This window comes from Paenibacillus kobensis NBRC 15729 (genome assembly GCF_004000825.1).
Lineage (GTDB): Bacteria > Bacillota > Bacilli > Paenibacillales > Paenibacillaceae > Paenibacillus_T > Paenibacillus_T kobensis.
The window spans coordinates 15,438-31,919 of sequence record NZ_BILZ01000012.1 but is presented as its reverse complement, the minus strand read 5'-3'; the positions used below and the strand labels follow the sequence as shown (position 1 = coordinate 31,919).

The 16,482-nt window shown below is 51.6% G+C and carries 12 protein-coding genes and 1 CRISPR repeat array; of the genes, 7 read left to right on the top strand and 5 right to left on the bottom strand.

What is annotated here, in order from left to right; genetic code table 11:
- From PKO01S_RS09755 to PKO01S_RS09740, 4 genes are read right to left on the bottom strand one after another with little or no spacing between them, the layout of a single operon-like run.
- On the bottom strand, window positions 1–1,158 hold the full coding sequence (locus PKO01S_RS09755; RefSeq protein ID WP_127531151.1) for a YheC/YheD family endospore coat-associated protein: 1,158 nt from the start codon (window positions 1,156–1,158) through the stop codon (window positions 1–3).
- Window positions 1,145–2,530, bottom strand: a complete 1,386-nt coding sequence (locus tag PKO01S_RS09750) for a YheC/YheD family endospore coat-associated protein (RefSeq protein WP_127531150.1) — start codon at window positions 2,528–2,530, stop codon at window positions 1,145–1,147. Before PKO01S_RS09750 ends, PKO01S_RS09755 begins: the two co-directional genes overlap by 14 nt.
- Window positions 2,527–3,735 (bottom strand): YheC/YheD family endospore coat-associated protein, encoded by a 1,209-nt coding sequence (locus PKO01S_RS09745; protein ID WP_127531149.1) that lies wholly within the window; start codon window positions 3,733–3,735, stop codon window positions 2,527–2,529. The genes PKO01S_RS09750 and PKO01S_RS09745 overlap by 4 nt, the downstream gene beginning before the upstream one ends.
- Before the next feature lie 15 nt (window positions 3,736–3,750).
- Window positions 3,751–5,115: a YheC/YheD family endospore coat-associated protein gene (locus tag PKO01S_RS09740; RefSeq protein WP_127531148.1), complete on the bottom strand. Its 1,365-nt coding sequence runs from the start codon at window positions 5,113–5,115 to the stop codon at window positions 3,751–3,753.
- A gap of 269 nt (window positions 5,116–5,384) precedes the next feature.
- Here PKO01S_RS09740 and PKO01S_RS09735 point away from each other — a divergent pair, with 269 nt between their 5' ends.
- The 4 genes from PKO01S_RS09735 to PKO01S_RS09720 all read left to right on the top strand — a co-directional run bounded on the left by PKO01S_RS09735 (window position 5,385) and on the right by PKO01S_RS09720 (window position 8,483).
- Window positions 5,385–5,720, top strand: a complete 336-nt coding sequence (locus PKO01S_RS09735) for a YlbF family regulator (RefSeq protein WP_127531147.1) — start codon at window positions 5,385–5,387, stop codon at window positions 5,718–5,720.
- A gap of 144 nt (window positions 5,721–5,864) precedes the next feature.
- Complete coding sequence (locus PKO01S_RS09730) at window positions 5,865–6,158, top strand: hypothetical protein (protein WP_127531146.1); 294 nt, start codon at window positions 5,865–5,867, stop codon at window positions 6,156–6,158.
- A gap of 96 nt (window positions 6,159–6,254) precedes the next feature.
- The gene (locus PKO01S_RS09725; RefSeq protein ID WP_127531145.1) at window positions 6,255–7,619 is read left to right on the top strand and encodes a DRTGG domain-containing protein; all 1,365 of its coding nucleotides are present in this window, start codon (window positions 6,255–6,257) and stop codon (window positions 7,617–7,619) included.
- 108 nt (window positions 7,620–7,727) lie between these two features.
- Window positions 7,728–8,483 (top strand): class I SAM-dependent methyltransferase, encoded by a 756-nt coding sequence (locus PKO01S_RS09720; protein ID WP_127531144.1) that lies wholly within the window; start codon window positions 7,728–7,730, stop codon window positions 8,481–8,483.
- A 99-nt stretch (window positions 8,484–8,582) separates the two neighbouring features.
- Here the strand turns inward: PKO01S_RS09720 and PKO01S_RS09715 are convergent, their stop codons facing one another.
- Window positions 8,583–8,897, bottom strand: coding sequence for a YtpI family protein (locus PKO01S_RS09715; RefSeq protein ID WP_127531143.1), 315 nt, complete (start codon window positions 8,895–8,897; stop codon window positions 8,583–8,585).
- Between the two features lie 375 nt (window positions 8,898–9,272).
- Window positions 9,273–10,818: direct repeats of the CRISPR family, unit length 32 nt; unit sequence GTCGAACCCCGTGTGGGTGCGTGGATTGAAAT.
- Between the two features lie 333 nt (window positions 10,819–11,151).
- Between PKO01S_RS09715 and cas3 the strand changes: the two genes are divergently transcribed.
- The 3 genes from cas3 to cas8c all read left to right on the top strand — a co-directional run bounded on the left by cas3 (window position 11,152) and on the right by cas8c (window position 16,476).
- Window positions 11,152–13,584 (top strand): CRISPR-associated helicase Cas3', encoded by a 2,433-nt coding sequence (cas3, locus tag PKO01S_RS09710; protein ID WP_127531142.1) that lies wholly within the window; start codon window positions 11,152–11,154, stop codon window positions 13,582–13,584.
- A 256-nt stretch (window positions 13,585–13,840) separates the two neighbouring features.
- Window positions 13,841–14,563: a type I-C CRISPR-associated protein Cas5c gene (gene cas5c, locus PKO01S_RS09705; RefSeq protein ID WP_127531141.1), complete on the top strand. Its 723-nt coding sequence runs from the start codon at window positions 13,841–13,843 to the stop codon at window positions 14,561–14,563.
- On the top strand, window positions 14,560–16,476 hold the full coding sequence (gene cas8c / locus PKO01S_RS09700; RefSeq protein ID WP_127531140.1) for a type I-C CRISPR-associated protein Cas8c/Csd1: 1,917 nt from the start codon (window positions 14,560–14,562) through the stop codon (window positions 16,474–16,476). The genes cas5c and cas8c overlap by 4 nt, the downstream gene beginning before the upstream one ends.
- Window positions 16,477–16,482 lie beyond the last annotated feature (6 nt).

Here is a 16,482-nt window from a genome sequence, read left to right as displayed (position 1 = left end):
TTATGCGCCTCCGATCTTCGTCCTTTTCCGTCCATATAAATACAGGCTGTAATGGAAGATGCGCTCCAGCGATTTTTTGCGAATGTGCGGCTCGTCGAATTTCATCGGCTTGGAGTTCGCTTCGAAGAACCAGACGCTGCCTGTTTCATCCACTCCCAGATCCATCGACATCTCGCCGAGTTCGAATCCGGAGGCGCGTTCGATTTGTCTTGCGATAAGCAGCGCCGTATTTTTGGCTTTAATCATAATGACGCGTGCTTTCTCTTCGCCGAAGGACATGACGAGCAGTTTCTCCGGATCCTCGATGCTGCCGCCGCGCGGAACATGAGTCGTAATGCTGGATGTGCCGGCGACACGGGCGCCGATGCCGGTAATATCCCATTGTCCGCGTTGATTTTTCTGTATCAGTGCACGCAGATCAAAGCGGCGGTCGTTCACCGAAGCGAGCGGGATGCCTTGCTGTGCGATGTATGCTTCTCCTAAGCTTTGTTTGCGGATTCGCGTCCAGAGCTTCGGAATCGTTGAGCAATTGTAGGTGATGCTCTTCTTGTCATCCTGAATTCGGAGACGGTATGGCAGATGCTTCTCCGGCTCAACCTTGACGGTCATAATGCCTTTGCCTGCCTTGCCGCTGACCGGCTTCAAGTATAGATAGGGATGTTTGCGGATCAGACGGTTCAGCCCGGAGCAGGAGATCATCCTGCGGGTCATCGGAATGAACGGCTTTGTCGTCTTGGACATTTTGAGCCATTCGAACAAGTTCCATTTGTTAAAAAAAGTCGGGTTAAACAGCTGTGTGTTCGGATTCCGGATACAGGTGTCGATTTTGCCTTTGACCGCGGGCAATACCTCATCCTCGCGCAGCGGAATCCGGTTATAGATAACGTCCGGGAACGGGAACTGCTGGTCATACCAGACTTCCTTCTGCTCGTCGTACGTGTAGCCTTTCAGCTGTTTCTTCGAAAAATTCAAATGTTTGGCGGTCAGCACATAGACGATGAAGCCCATTCTGCGGCCGGTTCGGAGAATATCGGCAAAGTTTTCCCGGTTGCCCCGGAACAAGAGAACATCGTCTTCGATCGTCAGAATGGCCATGACGGGACGCTGTGCATGCAATTCCGCCGATTTCGTCTCAATGACCAGTTCAGGTTGTTCCATCCGCTTTGCCTCCCTGGAATCGGCTGAGGTATAAGCAGTGGTCCAAGATATAGGACAGCGATGCGCGGCCTTGCTCCTTCAACGCAGGATGTTTAAATATGGACCGGCCTGGCTTCGCATTCGCTTCGAACATCCATACCTCGCCGTCTTGGTCGATGCCGATATCGAGTCCGAGCTCGCCCAGGCGGTGCGGATAGTTACGTTCGATCGCTTCGGACAGCTTGACGGATACCCGCTTCGCCCTCTCCAGCACTTCGTCCGCTTTGTCCCCGAACACGCGTCCCAGCGCTTGCTCCGGCGTCATGAGCGAGCCGCCGTTTTTAATATGCGTCGTGACGCTTCCACGGCCTGCTTTCTTCGCGCCGATACCAGCAGGTACCCATTCGTTCTTGCCGTTCTTGTGCATATGGAACCGGAAGTCTAGCGGACAGCCGTCGATTTCGATCAGACGAATGCCCTGCTGGCTCACGTAGTTGCTAAGGCTGATGCCGTGCCGCGACTGGAGCATCCGCATCATGCTGTTGAAGTTGGAGAACCGCAGCAGCACATTGCTTCCGCTCCTGCGGAACCTTGCGAAATAGCCGCGCTTCGGATGATAAGTCAGCCTGTATATCCCGACACCGAAGCTGCCAGCAGCAGGTTTGAAATAAAGAAAGCCGTGCTTCTCGATCATTTCCTTAATCTTCTCCGCAGTTGGCTTGGAGACAGAGTCAGGTACATGCTTCAATGCTTCCACGTCGTTGTCGAGCATGCGGTATATATCCGATTTATTAAAAAACGTCCAGTTAAAGAACGGGATTTTGCGTTTGGTGAACCGTTCGCGGAATGCCGATATTTCGGACGACGTCTCTGCTCTCCGGCTCGGCAGGCGGTTGTATACTACATCGGGCAGCGGTACGACGCGTCTAAACCAGCTGCCGTTCGCATTCAGGAAGTAGCCGTTAATTGTTTCTTGCTGCCAATTGACGTCGCGCGGCGCGAAGGCGAAGAAATACGCTTTCTTCTCTCCGGTGCGGAGAAGCTGGCGGATAAATCCGGTACAGCCCCCGAACGGATTGCTTTCCGTCCGAAAGCTCGAATCGCACAGTACACCGATCAGCGGACCGAGCTGAAGGTCGTTGTTGCCGTCCTGCAGCAAATAGACGTTGCCCGCCTTCGGGACGCGGATCGACTGGCGGACGCCGGCCGACAGATAGACGTGATGCCCGGGACGCTTAAGCGGTTTGACTGCAGCTGTGATCGTCTCATTGCCGAGCTTGATGTGGACCGTCTTTTTGCCTGCGAGATTCAGCGACTTCAGCACCGGATTCGATAAATAGACGACACGGTCGGATTGTTGTGAAAATTGCACGTTACATAATGTCAGACTCATGAATGAACCTCCTGAACGTAGTCCGATGGGAAGAAGGCGTAATGGTTATTGCGGGTAACCGCTGGGCGGCTCGGCGTTCTGCCTTCCGCCAGCTTGCGTGCATAAGTGAGCAGGCGGCCACAGGACAGCCGCTCCGTCTGTTCGTCTCCGATGAGCTTGAACGATTGCCGGCCCGGCTTCGAATTTGCCTCGAGCAGCCACAGCTTTCCTTCTGGCGAAAGTCCAAAATCGAAGCCGAATTCGGCGAATTTGCCAAAATGCTGCTCTATAACACGGGCAGCGAGGAGTCCGGCTACTCGGATGGCTTCCAACAGCTCCATCGCTTTGCTGCTTCCGTATAAGCGAGTCAACCGGGCTTCGGCATCGTCAGCTGTTCCACCGCCGTGCAGGTTAGAAGTGATGCTTCCGGCTGCGCCGATTCGGCATACGGCACCAGTAACCGCCCATCGGCTGCGGCCGTCCTTCTGCACGAGCAGGCGCACATCATGCGGTCTGCCCTGCTCATCCGTCAGCGGCAAATATGGCTGAGCGAGATAAGAGCGAAGGCCGGCCAATCGGTCGACAATCTTTAAGATTTGGGTCTCGTCATGCGACAGGAAGCGGAACGGCCGATTGCTTCTTGTACGTCCTTCGATGGCAATGCTGCCGTCCTTATTCCAGCTTAAGCGAATGGTACCGCGTCCTTGCGAGCCGGCGGCCGGCTTCAGGAACAGTCCTTCCGGCTGGCGCTGCAACTGCTTCAGCAGCTCTTCGCGCCGGTACAGCCAAGTCGGCGCCAATAGAGGCGCCAGCAGTGGATCGCTCAAGAGAGCGCGGTGCACGGTCCATTTGCCGGGGAGTCCGCTGCTAAGGGGCTGTACGCCGGCATCGGCCAATGCACGCAAAGCGGTGCGGCATCGGATATGGTCCTGGCCGCTAGCCGCAAAGCTTCGGTCATAGACGAAATCGGGAACACCGCTCGTGCAGTGTATCCATGTGCGGTTTCTCAGCTCGAAGCCTGCTAGCTTTCCTGCCGGCAGACCGCTTGTGCTCTTGGGATCGATAAGGACAATTTGAATGCCGAGGCGATCCCCGGCAACGGCAAGAGAACGGCACAGACGGTCCTCCGGCATGCGCAGCTGGTGCACAGATGAATCGGCTTCCGCTATGAGTGCCTCAGGCAGCTTGGCGATGAGAACGGCAATAGTCAGCAATGTCCGGTCCATAGGAGACCTCCGGAATTAGAAGCCGGACAAGAACCGGCTGTATTGGATCATTCGAAGCACGGAAGGACGAATCTTCTGTTCAGTCAACGGCGTGTTGTCGCTCTTAGACGGCTTGGAGTTGACCTCTAGCATCCATATCCGCCCGTTCGTATCGACGGCAAGATCGATGCCGAGTTCGCCGAAGTGGGAAGGAATATGCTTATCGACGCCTTCTGCAATTTCGAGTGCTGCCTTCTGAAGCTTCGACGGGGCCTCTTGCCGTCCCGATGTAATATTCGAGCGGCCGATCGCTTCCCGAACGGTGCTCAGCGTTCCGCCGCGGGCCAGGTTGGAGACGAAGTGGGTGCCGCCGGCTGTACGGGCAACAATCGAAGTAACGGTCCACTTGCCGGATGCGTTCTTCTGGACGAGCGCCCGGAAATCGACCGGCCGTTTGGCGATATCGATCAGCGTCAGTCCTTGCTGGACCTGATAGCGTACCGTCCGCATCTTTCCGCTGATCGCGGAGAAGAGCTTGAGCAGACTTGCGTAATGCTGCTTGCGTGAGCCGGCCGAAGTCGTGAACATGGCGAGAAAGCCGCCGGTTTCGAGCTTCGATATTTTAATAATCCCTTTGCCTAGACTGCCGCGAACCGGCTTCAGAAACACGTTGTCGTATTTCGTGCACATCGCCTTCAGCATCGTGTAGTTGCGCAGAAGATGCGATTCGGGCAAATAACGTGTCAATGATGAATCATGCTTCAGCGAATCGAACACTTCGTGCTTGTCGAGAAATTTCTCGTTGAATACTTGGGCGGAATGCTGCTGCTTAACGTCTTTGAGAAACTGTTGGATACGCGGTTTGTTCTCCAGCTTGCGTGAAGTAAGCCGGTTGTTGACGATGTCCGGTATCGGCAACGTCATTCTTTTCCACGCGTTGTGATACACCCAGCCTTCGACCGAGTCTGAGCTGTCGGGAATTCCGTTCGGCGTGAAAAAAAAGACGTGCGCCCCTTGCTCCGCGCAGCCGTCGACCAGTTCTTTGCAAAACATCGTGATCGATCCGAACGGCCGATCGGGCATCTTGGGATAATCGCGGCTGACCATCACGCCGATAATGGGACCGAGCGAGAGCGTCGACGATTTCTCCGCGTAATGAAGGCGAAGCGTTGCGCCGCTGCCCAGGCCGACTCTCCGCGCTAGGCTTTGATTAATGCGCATGCCGTCATATCTGGCGATCGAAATAACCTTTACCGGCTGCCGGTAAGCGCCCAGCCTTAGCGTAATCGGTTGACCTAACGGAATTTTCCACTGTTTCAGGTACGATTCGCCCAGCATGATCGCATCGTCCGGCAGCAGGCCGGAGCTTACCGTCTGGACGGCGACTTTGGATTTGAGCATCATAAATCTCCTTCCAAGCGGGAGAATGACGTTGATTAGCAAGACTCTGGGTGTTTTACACGAATTACTTCATCATATGAGGACATATATCCCTTGGTGATTGGCTGGCGGGTTTCTTTGCGCAAAAGAACGCTGGATTTGCGCCCAACGTGAAAGCGGGACATGGTTATTGTGAACATTTGGCTGCAATGACTTGGCTGTACCGCATGCCAGGTGGTATGATCGAATTAACAATGATCGTGAATCGTGGTTATTAGGAGCGGATCGAGATGAACGTATACGACAAGGCATATGAGCTGGCGAAGTCGCTTCGCGACAGCGCGGAGGCGCAGTCTCTTACAGCAGCGAAAGCGGCAGTGGAAGGCGAGGCAGATGCGAGCAGGATGCTCGGCGATTTCCTTGAACGGCAGCATGATCTTCAACACCGTATGATGCTTGGTGAAGAACCGACACCGGAAGAATTGGAGAAAATGAATAAATTGTATGAGCTCATTGCTCTTAATCCGCTAATCAATCAATATTTCGAAGCGGAACGCCGGTTCGCCATTCTGTTCGACGACATTAACCGGATTATTGGTGAAGGACTCAAGTCTGTCTTGGAATAATGGCAATGGCTATGGCAACGAACAATGATCGTCCGGTCTAATGAACCAAGCTTCCGCATACGCTAATAGGGACAAGGGGCGAACAAAGCCCCGGCAGCTGCTGTCGTTTGGGCTGTCTTCCGAAGCGGGGAGGATGATCGATTCATGACCGGTAAATTTCGTCACGTCCTATATTTGGCTGTCGCATTGGCAATGGTGCTGTATGCTCTGCCTCGTATCGAATTCGAGCAGAGCTGGACGTTTGTAACGGTATTCGGCGTTGTCTGGTTAGCTTTAGCGCTCGTCATCATTAGCGCTCAGCTGTATATGCTGTTCGGTGTGAATGAAGCTGCGAGGCGGCAGTTGGCGCAGATTAAGCGCGAACGAAGGGCCTCGTGGGAACGCCGGCTTCAGCAGCCGGCAACCGCTGCTGACCGTTACCGCCGTTCGAAGCAATAAGCAGGAGCCCGATGCCGGCACACATCCGACAGCGGGCTTTTTGTATGCCGTGACGGCATGCTGCGGACAGCACGATCTTAACGGGAGGAATCGAGCATGACGAACAACGGTGGAACCGGCATCGAGTCTGGCGCCGCGACAACGAAGCATGAACAAATTTTGTCCGCGATCGAGAAGCTGGATGTCGGCTCCAAAATATCGGTGCGCGCGCTGGCGAAATCGCTAGGCGTCAGCGAAGGCACCGCCTATAAAGCGATCAAGGATGCCGAGGCGGCAGGGATCGTGAGTACGCGGGAGCGGATCGGAACGGTACGCATCGAGAAGCGAAGCCGCGGCACGGCTATCCAACTGACATTCGGGGAAGTCGCGGAGATGGTAGAAGGGCAAGTGCACGGCGGAGAGAGCGGACTGGACAAGGCGCTGCACAAGTTTGTCATCGGCGCCATGGAGCTCGATGCGATGATCCGGTATATCGATGAAGGAAGCTTGCTCATCGTCGGCAACCGGGAAAGCGCTCATCGCTGCGCAATGGAGCAAGGAGCGGGCGTCCTGGTCACCGGCGGCTTCGCACCGAGCGACGATATGAAGAAGCTGGCGGACGAACAGTCGCTGCCCATTATCGTCTCCCGTTACGATACGTTTACCGTCGCCTCGATGATCAACCGGGCGATGTACGACCGGCTTATTAAACGTAAAATTATGCTCGTCGAAGATATTGTTGCCATGACCAAGCCTGCGCAAGTGCTGAAACCGTCCGATACGGCAGCCGATTACCACCGGCTTGTCGCATTGACGGGCTTGTTCCGCTTCCCGGTCGTCGACGATCGCGGACGGGTAGCGGGCATGATGACCGGCAAAGATGCGATCGATTCGTCCGAAGAGCAGCCGGTGGAAAGGCTGATGACGCGCAATCCGATAACGGTCGCGCCGAACATTGCCGTTACGTCGGCCGCGCATACGATGGCGAGTGAAGGCATCGATCTGCTGCCGGTTGTAGACCGCCACCGGAAGCTGCTGGGCGTCGTCAGCCGCAAGGATGTTCTTGATGCCATGCGCTATGCCGGCAAGCAGCAGGAGACGGGGCAAACGTTCGATGATTTGATGTGGGACGGCTTCGAGCAGCAGTCGGCGGATGAAGGAACCGATACATACGAATACCGGTATACAGGCAGGATTATGCCTCAGATGTCGGGTCCGCTCGGTACCGTATCCGAGGGCGTGCTCGCTGCGCTGATGACCGAAGCAGCCCGCCGGTTCGTCCGGATCGTCGGTAAGCACGATTACGTGTTCGAAAGCTTGACGACCTATTTTATACGCCCGGTGCAGATCGACAGCGATATTGTCATTGTGCCGCGCGCGCTTGAGATCGGCCGCATGCTGTCCAAGCTCGAGGTCGAGGTGTCCGATGGCCGCGGCCTCGCCGCGAAGGCGATGCTGACGATGCAGACGATTGATCCGTGATGGGCGCGCTAGCTTGACGCATCGGCATGATGCACGGGCTTAAGTACAAACGGGGATCTGCGGGGAATCGAGATGGCTTATCTAATAATGGAAGAGGAGCGATCACATATGGACAACACAAAGCGTTTTTCCGACCGGGTCGATATGTACGTCAAATATCGTCCGAGTTATCCGGCGGAAGCGATAGATTTCTTATATGATAAGGTCGGATTCAGCACGTCTTCCGTCATTGCCGATATCGGAGCGGGAACCGGGAAGTTCTCGAAGCTGCTTCTGGATCGAGGCAGCAGCATCATGGCCGTCGAACCGAACAAGGAAATGAGGGAGAGCGCACTGCTGGAGCTCGGAGGGCAGGCCGGGTACCGTGCCGTTCCCGGAACGGCGGAACAGACGGAATTGGCCGATCAGTCTGTCGACTTTATCGTATGCGCCCAGGCGTTCCACTGGTTCGACCGGGTTGCGGCCCGCCAAGAATTTCGGCGGATTCTAAGACCGGGCGGCAAGGCCGTCCTGATCTGGAATTCCAGATTGACGGAGGGAACGCCGTTCCGGGAGGAATATGACCAACTGCTTCATCGCTATGGCGTAGACTACCACAAGCTCAAGCATAAAAATATTTCGCCGGCGGATCTCGCGGCCTTCTATCACCCCGAGCCTATGCAGGAGGCACGGTTCGTGTACGGGCAATCGTTCGATTTCGACGGGCTTTGCGGGCGAATGAAATCGTCCTCGTATATTCCGCTGCCCGGGGACCCGGCTTACGAGCCGATGATGCAAGAACTGCAAGCGATCTTTGCTCGGAATGAGCAGGACGGCCAGGTGCCGTTCGAATATGAAACCGAAGTTTATTGGGGTGAATTGTAACCGTAAGCCGTTACTTCGTCTCTCGATTGCTATTATCCTATGCCGCAAGAAAAACGCCTCCAAACCGCTGGGTTAGCGGTTTGGAGGCGTTCGTATTGATTAAGAAACTTCCCGGGATACCTGCTGCTTGCGGGCGACATAGAAGCTCCGGTTGCGGATGCCTGCGAACAGGTTAAACAGGCCGAGCACCATAAACACAGCGCCTACGATGACGAGCACCGTCGAGCCATTGTACATCAGCATTTGACTAAGGGCGATCAGCACCAGCATAATCCCCATATAAATATTCATCTGTGCGGAGTAGATGCCGCGATCATTCGCCGCCGTTGCACGGCGGGATTTGATGCTGTTCACAACGGACAGCACCGATGTCACGATGATGCCGATGAACAGAATCCAGTGAAATACAACCATTGGTATGCGCAATCCTTTCGTCATCCAGTGTGAAAGACAAGCTTTCCTTATTGTAGCACAAAAGACGTTGGGAATCGCAAAGGAAAGCTGAAATCAAAGTCGAGCTCATGATTGTCATGATTTTGCTCTAGATATACAATGATAGAGGATTGATTCGAACGATTTACTTGATATGTTGAGTCGTTAATATGGAGTGCGAATCGGCGGTGCGAATGTGAAGCTCACATACTCTCCTGAGGGCATTCGCACCAATAAATCAGCTAAAATATTCCTTTTGTTTCGAACCAGGTCACGAGAAAAGACGATTCTCAACTGATTTAGACTGTATTTGAGTAGAAATGAACGATTTTAGAGCCTATATTGGCTAAAATCGTTGTCGAACCCCGTGTGGGTGCGTGGATTGAAATATCGCGAATCGGTTGAATGTTGTAGCCGACAACCGTCGAACCCCGTGTGGGTGCGTGGATTGAAATAAACAACTCCTGTATTAATGCTTAATCCCAATTTGTCGAACCCCGTGTGGGTGCGTGGATTGAAATTTGTAGATAAACGGGACTTGTTTCGATGTTTTAGGGTCGAACCCCGTGTGGGTGCGTGGATTGAAATTGTATATAGGGGGTGTCACGGGTGGCGCTGACCGTCGAACCCCGTGTGGGTGCGTGGATTGAAATCCCCGTAAATGTAATGCCAGCATAGGCGCGGAATGTCGAACCCCGTGTGGGTGCGTGGATTGAAATATTCGTAATCTCGAATTCATAAGCATCATACGGAGTCGAACCCCGTGTGGGTGCGTGGATTGAAATGAACCTGCGATACCCTCGTATGAGCTGCCTCGTCGTCGAACCCCGTGTGGGTGCGTGGATTGAAATAACTCGTCGTGCTGGTCCTCGATCATCTCAATGGTCGAACCCCGTGTGGGTGCGTGGATTGAAATGGCCTAGAGCGAACAGCCGCAAGCGCAACGCAGGCGTCGAACCCCGTGTGGGTGCGTGGATTGAAATCTTTCCGCCACCGCGTTCGTCCGAGCTACCCTCGAGTCGCACCCCGTGTGGGTGCGTGGATTGAAATGAACGAGCTGCTGCGAACTTGCATCGTTACATCCGGTCGCACCCCGTGTGGGTGCGTGGATTGAAATTGTCAACGTACATATGCGCAACGGCTGGCATGTCGTCGCACCCCGTGTGGGTGCGTGGATTGAAATACGGTCCCCGTAACCAACATCCACAACGACATTAGTCGCACCCCGTGTGGGTGCGTGGATTGAAATATGGTCATTTTTTTGAACCGAACTGTAACAATGAGTCGCACCCCGTGTGGTTGCGTGGATTGAAATTGCAGGTTCGGGTTATTGGACGAGAATCGACCCGTGTCGCACCCCGTGTGGGTGCATGGATTGAAATTATCTCTCGCCCGTGCCTGTTCTACATACGTCGCACCATGTGTGGGTGCGTGGATTGAAATGCCGTATTCGTAATCAACACGCCGTCCAAAAAAAGTCGCACCATGTGTGGGTGCGTGGATTGAAATGCCTTGTACGATCTCGATGAAAAGATGATCCGCCTGTCGCACCCCGTGTGGGTGCGTGGATTGATATCACAAGGCGCTCCGTTATCGAGCGCAATTTGATGTCGCACCCCGTGTGGGTGCGTGGATTGAAATATGTAAGAGGTGATGCCGAATGGTATTGGTCAGGTCGCACCCGTGTGGGTGCGTGGATTGAAATACTCGGCCGGATCGTGTTGTGCATGCCAGCACATGTCGCACCTCGTGTGGGTGCGTGGATTGAAATCGATGTTCTGGCACATGGTCAGATGGTGGATCGGAGTCGCACCCCGTGTGGGTGCGTGGATTGAAATCGAAAGTGGATCACGAGCGAAGTAATCCCATCAGTCGCACCCCGTGTGGGTGCGTGGATTGAAATCGCACTAGCTTGTCCATCCCATCAAATTTCACGTCGTCGCACCCCGTGCGGGTGAGCGGATTGCCCCTTCTCACCGTCCTACCTTGTCTTGGATCGAGTGGCAATGAGGTTGATCGGATAGGTTTTGGAATTGCACCACGTGCGCTTCATTTTCGTAACCTTGTCCGTCAGCGACATCAAATATGCAAATAGGTTTCGAAACCGTGACAAAAATAGAAAGGTGAAGTTACTAGATCAGTAGAAATACATTAAGGAACAGCTGTTCGCTGGCATCTGTAGGTGATGTAGAATGATTTAAGCTCGCTCTAGAACGAATATGAATGGGGGGCTAGAATGAATTATGTGGCTCATGTGCGCGAAAACGACGGAATTGAGCAGTCAGTTGAAGAGCATTTGATTGGAGTCCAAGCGTTAGCTGAAACGTTCGGCGAGAAGATAGGAGTTAAACATCTTGCTGGTCTTGCCGGAATACTTCATGATATGGGCAAATTCACTAATGAATTTCAAACTTACATAAGAGAAGCCGTAAATAATCCGACAGCCCCGCCAAAAAGGGGAAGCGTCGACCACTCAACCGCGGGTGGAAAGCTGCTTTACGAATGGTTACATTCGAGCCCGCCAGACAGATTGCATGGTCTTGTAGCTGAAATCGTAGGTAACGCGATTTTATCCCACCACTCCTATCTTCAAGATTTTCTCAGCCCAGATTTAGAATCCCCTTACTTAAAACGCGTAACCAATGAACAACTGCCGGGTTATGAACATGCGAAGCAATGTTTTTTCGAGCGCGTGATGAGCGAAGCAAGCTTGAATGAGTACGTCTCGCAATCGACAGCTGAATTGGATCGATATTGGAAGGCTTCCACCGAGAGCGGTGAAGTCAAAATGATGTTTCTGACGAAATATGTGTTCAGTGCATTGATTGATGCCGACCGGACGAACACCAGACAGTTTGAACAAAATAGACCAGTCGAACCTCCCCTTCATTATGAGGAACTGATTCGGAGCTATTACAACAAACTTATGAATCACATTAATGCCTTTCCGGCGAATGATGCCAATAAACCAATTAACGTTCTCCGACGGCAAATGTCCGATCAGTGCGACAAATTCGCGTACAAGTCATCGGGAATCTACACCCTGTCTATTCCGACCGGCGGGGGCAAAACATTAGCGAGTTTAAGATATGGACTCAAGCATGCAATTGACAAGGGCAAGAAAAGGATCATTTATGTAGTTCCGTATACGACAATCATTGAGCAGAATGCAGAAGTAATACGCAATATTTTAATGGATGCGGAGCATCCCGAATATATCCTGGAGCATCATTCGAACGTCATTGATGACGAGAGGGATGACGACGAGTACGAGGACGGCTTGATCGATAAGAAGATGAAGTTGAAGTTGGCGAGAGATAATTGGGATTCGCCTATCATATTTACGACGATGGTTCAGTTCCTGAACGTGTTCTATGCAAAAGGGAGCCGAAACATCCGCAGGCTTCATAATTTGAGTGAAGCGGTCATTATTTTCGACGAGGTTCAGAAGGTCCCTGTTTCTTGTGTGTCTTTATTTAATCTTGCACTCAACTTTTTGACAACATATTGCAAGTCCAGTTTGATTTTGTGTACAGCAACGCAGCCAGCATTGGAATCGGTGGAATATAAGCTGCATAAGGCAAGCGATGCCGAGATAATAGCTGATCTGGATTCGATAATTAATGCATTCAAACGAGTGGAGATCGTCGACCGGGCATCGGATGAAACGTTCAATTCGAACGAGCTTGCAGCGTTTGTCTTAAACAAACTGGATGAGGTTCGCAGTATTCTTGTCGTATTAAATACGAAGAGCGTGGTGAAGGAGCTATACCGTCTGCTGGAGGATTGCCAAGTTCCGACTTATCACTTGAGCACGTCCATGTGTGCCGCTCACCGTTCCGATATTTTGGGGCAAATACGCGGTCATCTAGATCGGGAAGAGCGAGTGGTGTGCATTAGTACACAGCTAATCGAGGCGGGAGTTGATGTAAGCTTCGATTGCGTGATTCGGTCGCTCGCTGGACTGGATTCGATCGCACAAGCTGCTGGGCGATGCAATCGTCACGGTAAATACGAAATACCACAGAAGGTTTATGTGATCGATCATGAGGGAGAGAATTTAAAGCATCTTCGTGAGATTCAAGCCGGCAAGAAACTAGCGAAGCAAATTTTGCGGGATATGAAGCAGAATGAGAAGCTGCATGACGGGAACCTATTGTCCGCATCTGCGATGGAACTATACTTTAAGAGGTTCTACGCTGAGTTTAAAACAAGCCTGAACTATTTTGTTCGCAGTTTGGAAATCGATATAACGCAACTGTTGACTGCCGCACCAAGGCAGAATGAATACTTCAATGGCTATTTGCAACGATACGATGGGCAAAGGCTGCCATTATTCTTGTTGAATAGTTATCGTACAGCTGCGGAGTACTTTGAAGTGATTGATAGCGCCACAACAGCGGTGCTTGTTCCATATGGCGACAAGGGGAAAGAGCTGATTGCCGAATTGAACGGGGCAGAAGCAGTAGACGATTTGACCCGGCTGCTGCGTCAAGCACAGCAGTATACGATCAATCTGTTTCGATATGAACGCGAACAACTCGATCGGAATGGCGGAATCACCTGCTTATCGAACGGTAAAATACTAGTGTTGACGGAATCGGCATATAGCAACGAGTTCGGGTTAAACCTTAATAATGACAGCCGATTCGACTTAAGTATGTATTAGTAAAGAACAGAAGCCTATCTGCGAGCAGATAGGCTTCTCTCCATTATTTGATTTCAAACACTATATCTTTCAATCCACGCCAGATAAACCAGCGACCTTAAATATATCACACCATTGAAGAAACTGTTAATTAAAACTGTGATTATTTTGTGTAGTTCATATAATGTTTCAAATAAGAAAAACTATTGACCGCATTCAATTGGATGATGTAAGATTAGGAAGTAATATTTTACAATTAAGGATAGGGGGTGAGACGATGAGAAATGCAATAGAATTCGAGGTTTATGGTGAATACGCGCTCTTTACTGATCCGCTCACGAAGCTCGGAGGAGAGAAGCTTTCCTATCAGGTTCCGACATACCAGGCGCTGAAAGGTATTCTTGAAAGCGTTTACTGGAAGCCGACTCTCATCATGGTTGTGGATGCGGTCCGCATTATGAATCCGATCCGAATGGAGTCGAAAGGCATCCGGCCGATGGATTACGGAGGTGGAAATACTCTAGCTAATTACACTTATTTGCGCTCCCCTCGTTATCAAGTAAAGGGTCATTTCGTTTTCAACCATAATCGACCTGATTTGGCCCACGACCGGAACGAAAATAAGCACTATAGCATCATGCAGCGTTCGCTCAAGGCAGGCGGGCGAAGAGACATTTTCCTCGGGGCAAGGGAATGCCAGGCGTACGTGGAGCCCTGTGTATTTGGTGAAGGCGCAGGATTTTACGACAACTACGAAGGTGAAATTCACTTCGGCAACATGGTACATGGGTTGAATTATCCCGACGAAACAGGGAGAAATCAGCTCGAAGTTCGTTTATGGAGGCCAGTTATGAAAAATGGCGTCATCGAGTTTATTTGTCCGGAGAAATGTCCGCAGGTTCGAATCATTTCAGAGATGGCACCGAAGCATTTTGACCATACCAATGTTCAATCGGTTGAAGATCTGTTCATGCAGTTGGAAGAGGGGGGGAATCCATGAGCTGGTTGTTGAATCTGTACGAAACGTATGAAGCAAACCTGGATCTTGTCGGGAAGATCGAGAAAAAGCATAACGATCAGGAGTATACGCTGCTCCCTGTCTCTCACACTACACAAACTGCACACATAGAAGTATACATAACAGAAGATGGGCAGTATCATTCGGCTTCGGTTATCGAGGATAAGAATGAAGCCAATACGCTGATCCCATGTACGGAAGACTCCGCGAGCCGGGCGGGATCGAAGATCGCACCTTACCCTCTGCACGATAAGCTTAGCTACGTTGCCGGTGATTATGCAGCTTTCGGCGGGGAGATTAAGAAGGAAGAACCGTTCCCACATTATATCAGTCAGCTTGAGGAATGGGCTAACTCTCCCTATGCGGAGGACAAGGTCAGAAGCATTTATCGTTATCTTAAGAAAGGTAGTTTGATACGGGATCTCGTAAACGATAACGTTCTTCATCTGGACGAGCAACAGCGATTGCTGAACAAATGGACGAAATCGGGGGCAAAGCCTGCTATCTTCTCGGTTGTCAGCGCGGACCAAACAAGCGCGTTTGTAAGGTTTACCGTGTACGACCTGAACGGGGTTGCAACAAAGGTGTGGGAAGACAAGGAAATGTACAACTCTTTCATCCAATTTTACAGCAGGAAGCTGGGGGAAGAAGATATCTGTTATGTCACGGGAACAATGGTTCCTGCAACGGACAAGCATGCGAACAAGATTCGTAATGCCGGGGACAAAGCCAAGCTAATATCGGCTAACGATTCCAGCGGGTTCACGTATCGGGGCCGATTCAAGGACAGCAACGATGTCGCTCGAATTAGCTACGAAGTGTCCCAGAAAGCCCACAATGCATTGAAATGGCTTATTAATCGTCAAGGCAAAATCATTGATGGTCGAGTGTTTCTAATATGGGGGAACGATGTGATCGACGTACCGGGTCCTAATGAGGATTCGTATTCACTCGATCCTGACGGGGCGGTAGAGAACGAACGGCGAGTATCGTATACCAAACGAGAGCTTGCAAGAGAGTACGCTAAGGCGCTTGAAGGCTATCGTAGCCGAATTGCGGATTCTGCTCATGCGAAGGCGAACGTTCTTGTTCTCGATTCGGCCACGACCGGGCGGATGGCGGTGCTCTATTACCGGAATATGAATTTGGAGCTGTACTTGGACAAGCTGATCGAATGGCATTCTACATGTGTATGGTTACACCGCTATCGTAAGGATGAACAAGGTAAGCCGGTATTATTTTATGGTGCTCCCGCCACGAAGGATATCGCTTACGCGGCTTACGGGCCTAACGCAAGCAACGAGGTTATTAAAGGACTCATGGAACGCATGTTGCCTTGCATTGTCGACGGGCGGAACGTTCCGGAAGATATCGTCACTAGTCTCACTCGTCGCGCATCGAATCCGATCGCGCTGGATAAGTGGGAGTGGGAGAAAACGCTAGGTATAGCATGTGCTTTATTGAACAAACGTGAGGAGGGATTAGGTGTGGCGTTAGATCATGACAACAATGACCGCAGCTATTTGTTTGGACGTCTGTTGGCTGTAGCGGACGTTCTGGAGAGACGGGCTCTGGGCGATGAGACCCGAGCGAGCAATGCAATTCGGTATATGAACATGTTCCCCAAGCATCCGGCTCGAACTTGGACAATAATACAGGCTTGTTTGCAGCCCTATCAAATGAAGCTTGGAACAGAAGCTACCCGCTGGTCTAAAATCATTGACGAGATCGGCTCTCGCATATTGCCTGAGCAGTTCAATGATAAACCGTTATCGGGCTTGTATTTATTAGGTTTTTATAGCCAGCGTCATGAGCTATACCAGAAGAAGAAAAACAATGGTAGCAACAGCGGCAAGGATGATAGTGACTCGGCCGAAGAGCCAATTCAATCTTAAGGGAGA

Excerpts from the sequence above, each read along its gene's own strand:
- PKO01S_RS09725 (WP_127531145.1), top strand. The coding sequence starts at position 6,255 with ATGACGAACAACGGTGGAACCGGCATCGAGTCTGGCGCCGCGACAACG.
- PKO01S_RS09745 (WP_127531149.1), bottom strand. The coding sequence starts at position 3,735 with ATGGACCGGACATTGCTGACTATTGCCGTTCTCATCGCCAAGCTGCCT.
- PKO01S_RS09720 (WP_127531144.1), top strand. The coding sequence starts at position 7,728 with ATGGACAACACAAAGCGTTTTTCCGACCGGGTCGATATGTACGTCAAA.
- cas3 (WP_127531142.1), top strand. The coding sequence starts at position 11,152 with ATGAATTATGTGGCTCATGTGCGCGAAAACGACGGAATTGAGCAGTCA.
- PKO01S_RS09750 (WP_127531150.1), bottom strand. The coding sequence starts at position 2,530 with ATGAGTCTGACATTATGTAACGTGCAATTTTCACAACAATCCGACCGT.
- PKO01S_RS09755 (WP_127531151.1), bottom strand. The coding sequence starts at position 1,158 with ATGGAACAACCTGAACTGGTCATTGAGACGAAATCGGCGGAATTGCAT.
- PKO01S_RS09715 (WP_127531143.1), bottom strand. The coding sequence starts at position 8,897 with ATGGTTGTATTTCACTGGATTCTGTTCATCGGCATCATCGTGACATCG.
- cas5c (WP_127531141.1), top strand. The coding sequence starts at position 13,841 with ATGAGAAATGCAATAGAATTCGAGGTTTATGGTGAATACGCGCTCTTT.
- PKO01S_RS09730 (WP_127531146.1), top strand. The coding sequence starts at position 5,865 with ATGACCGGTAAATTTCGTCACGTCCTATATTTGGCTGTCGCATTGGCA.
- cas8c (WP_127531140.1), top strand. The coding sequence starts at position 14,560 with ATGAGCTGGTTGTTGAATCTGTACGAAACGTATGAAGCAAACCTGGAT.
- PKO01S_RS09735 (WP_127531147.1), top strand. The coding sequence starts at position 5,385 with ATGAACGTATACGACAAGGCATATGAGCTGGCGAAGTCGCTTCGCGAC.
- PKO01S_RS09740 (WP_127531148.1), bottom strand. The coding sequence starts at position 5,115 with ATGCTCAAATCCAAAGTCGCCGTCCAGACGGTAAGCTCCGGCCTGCTG.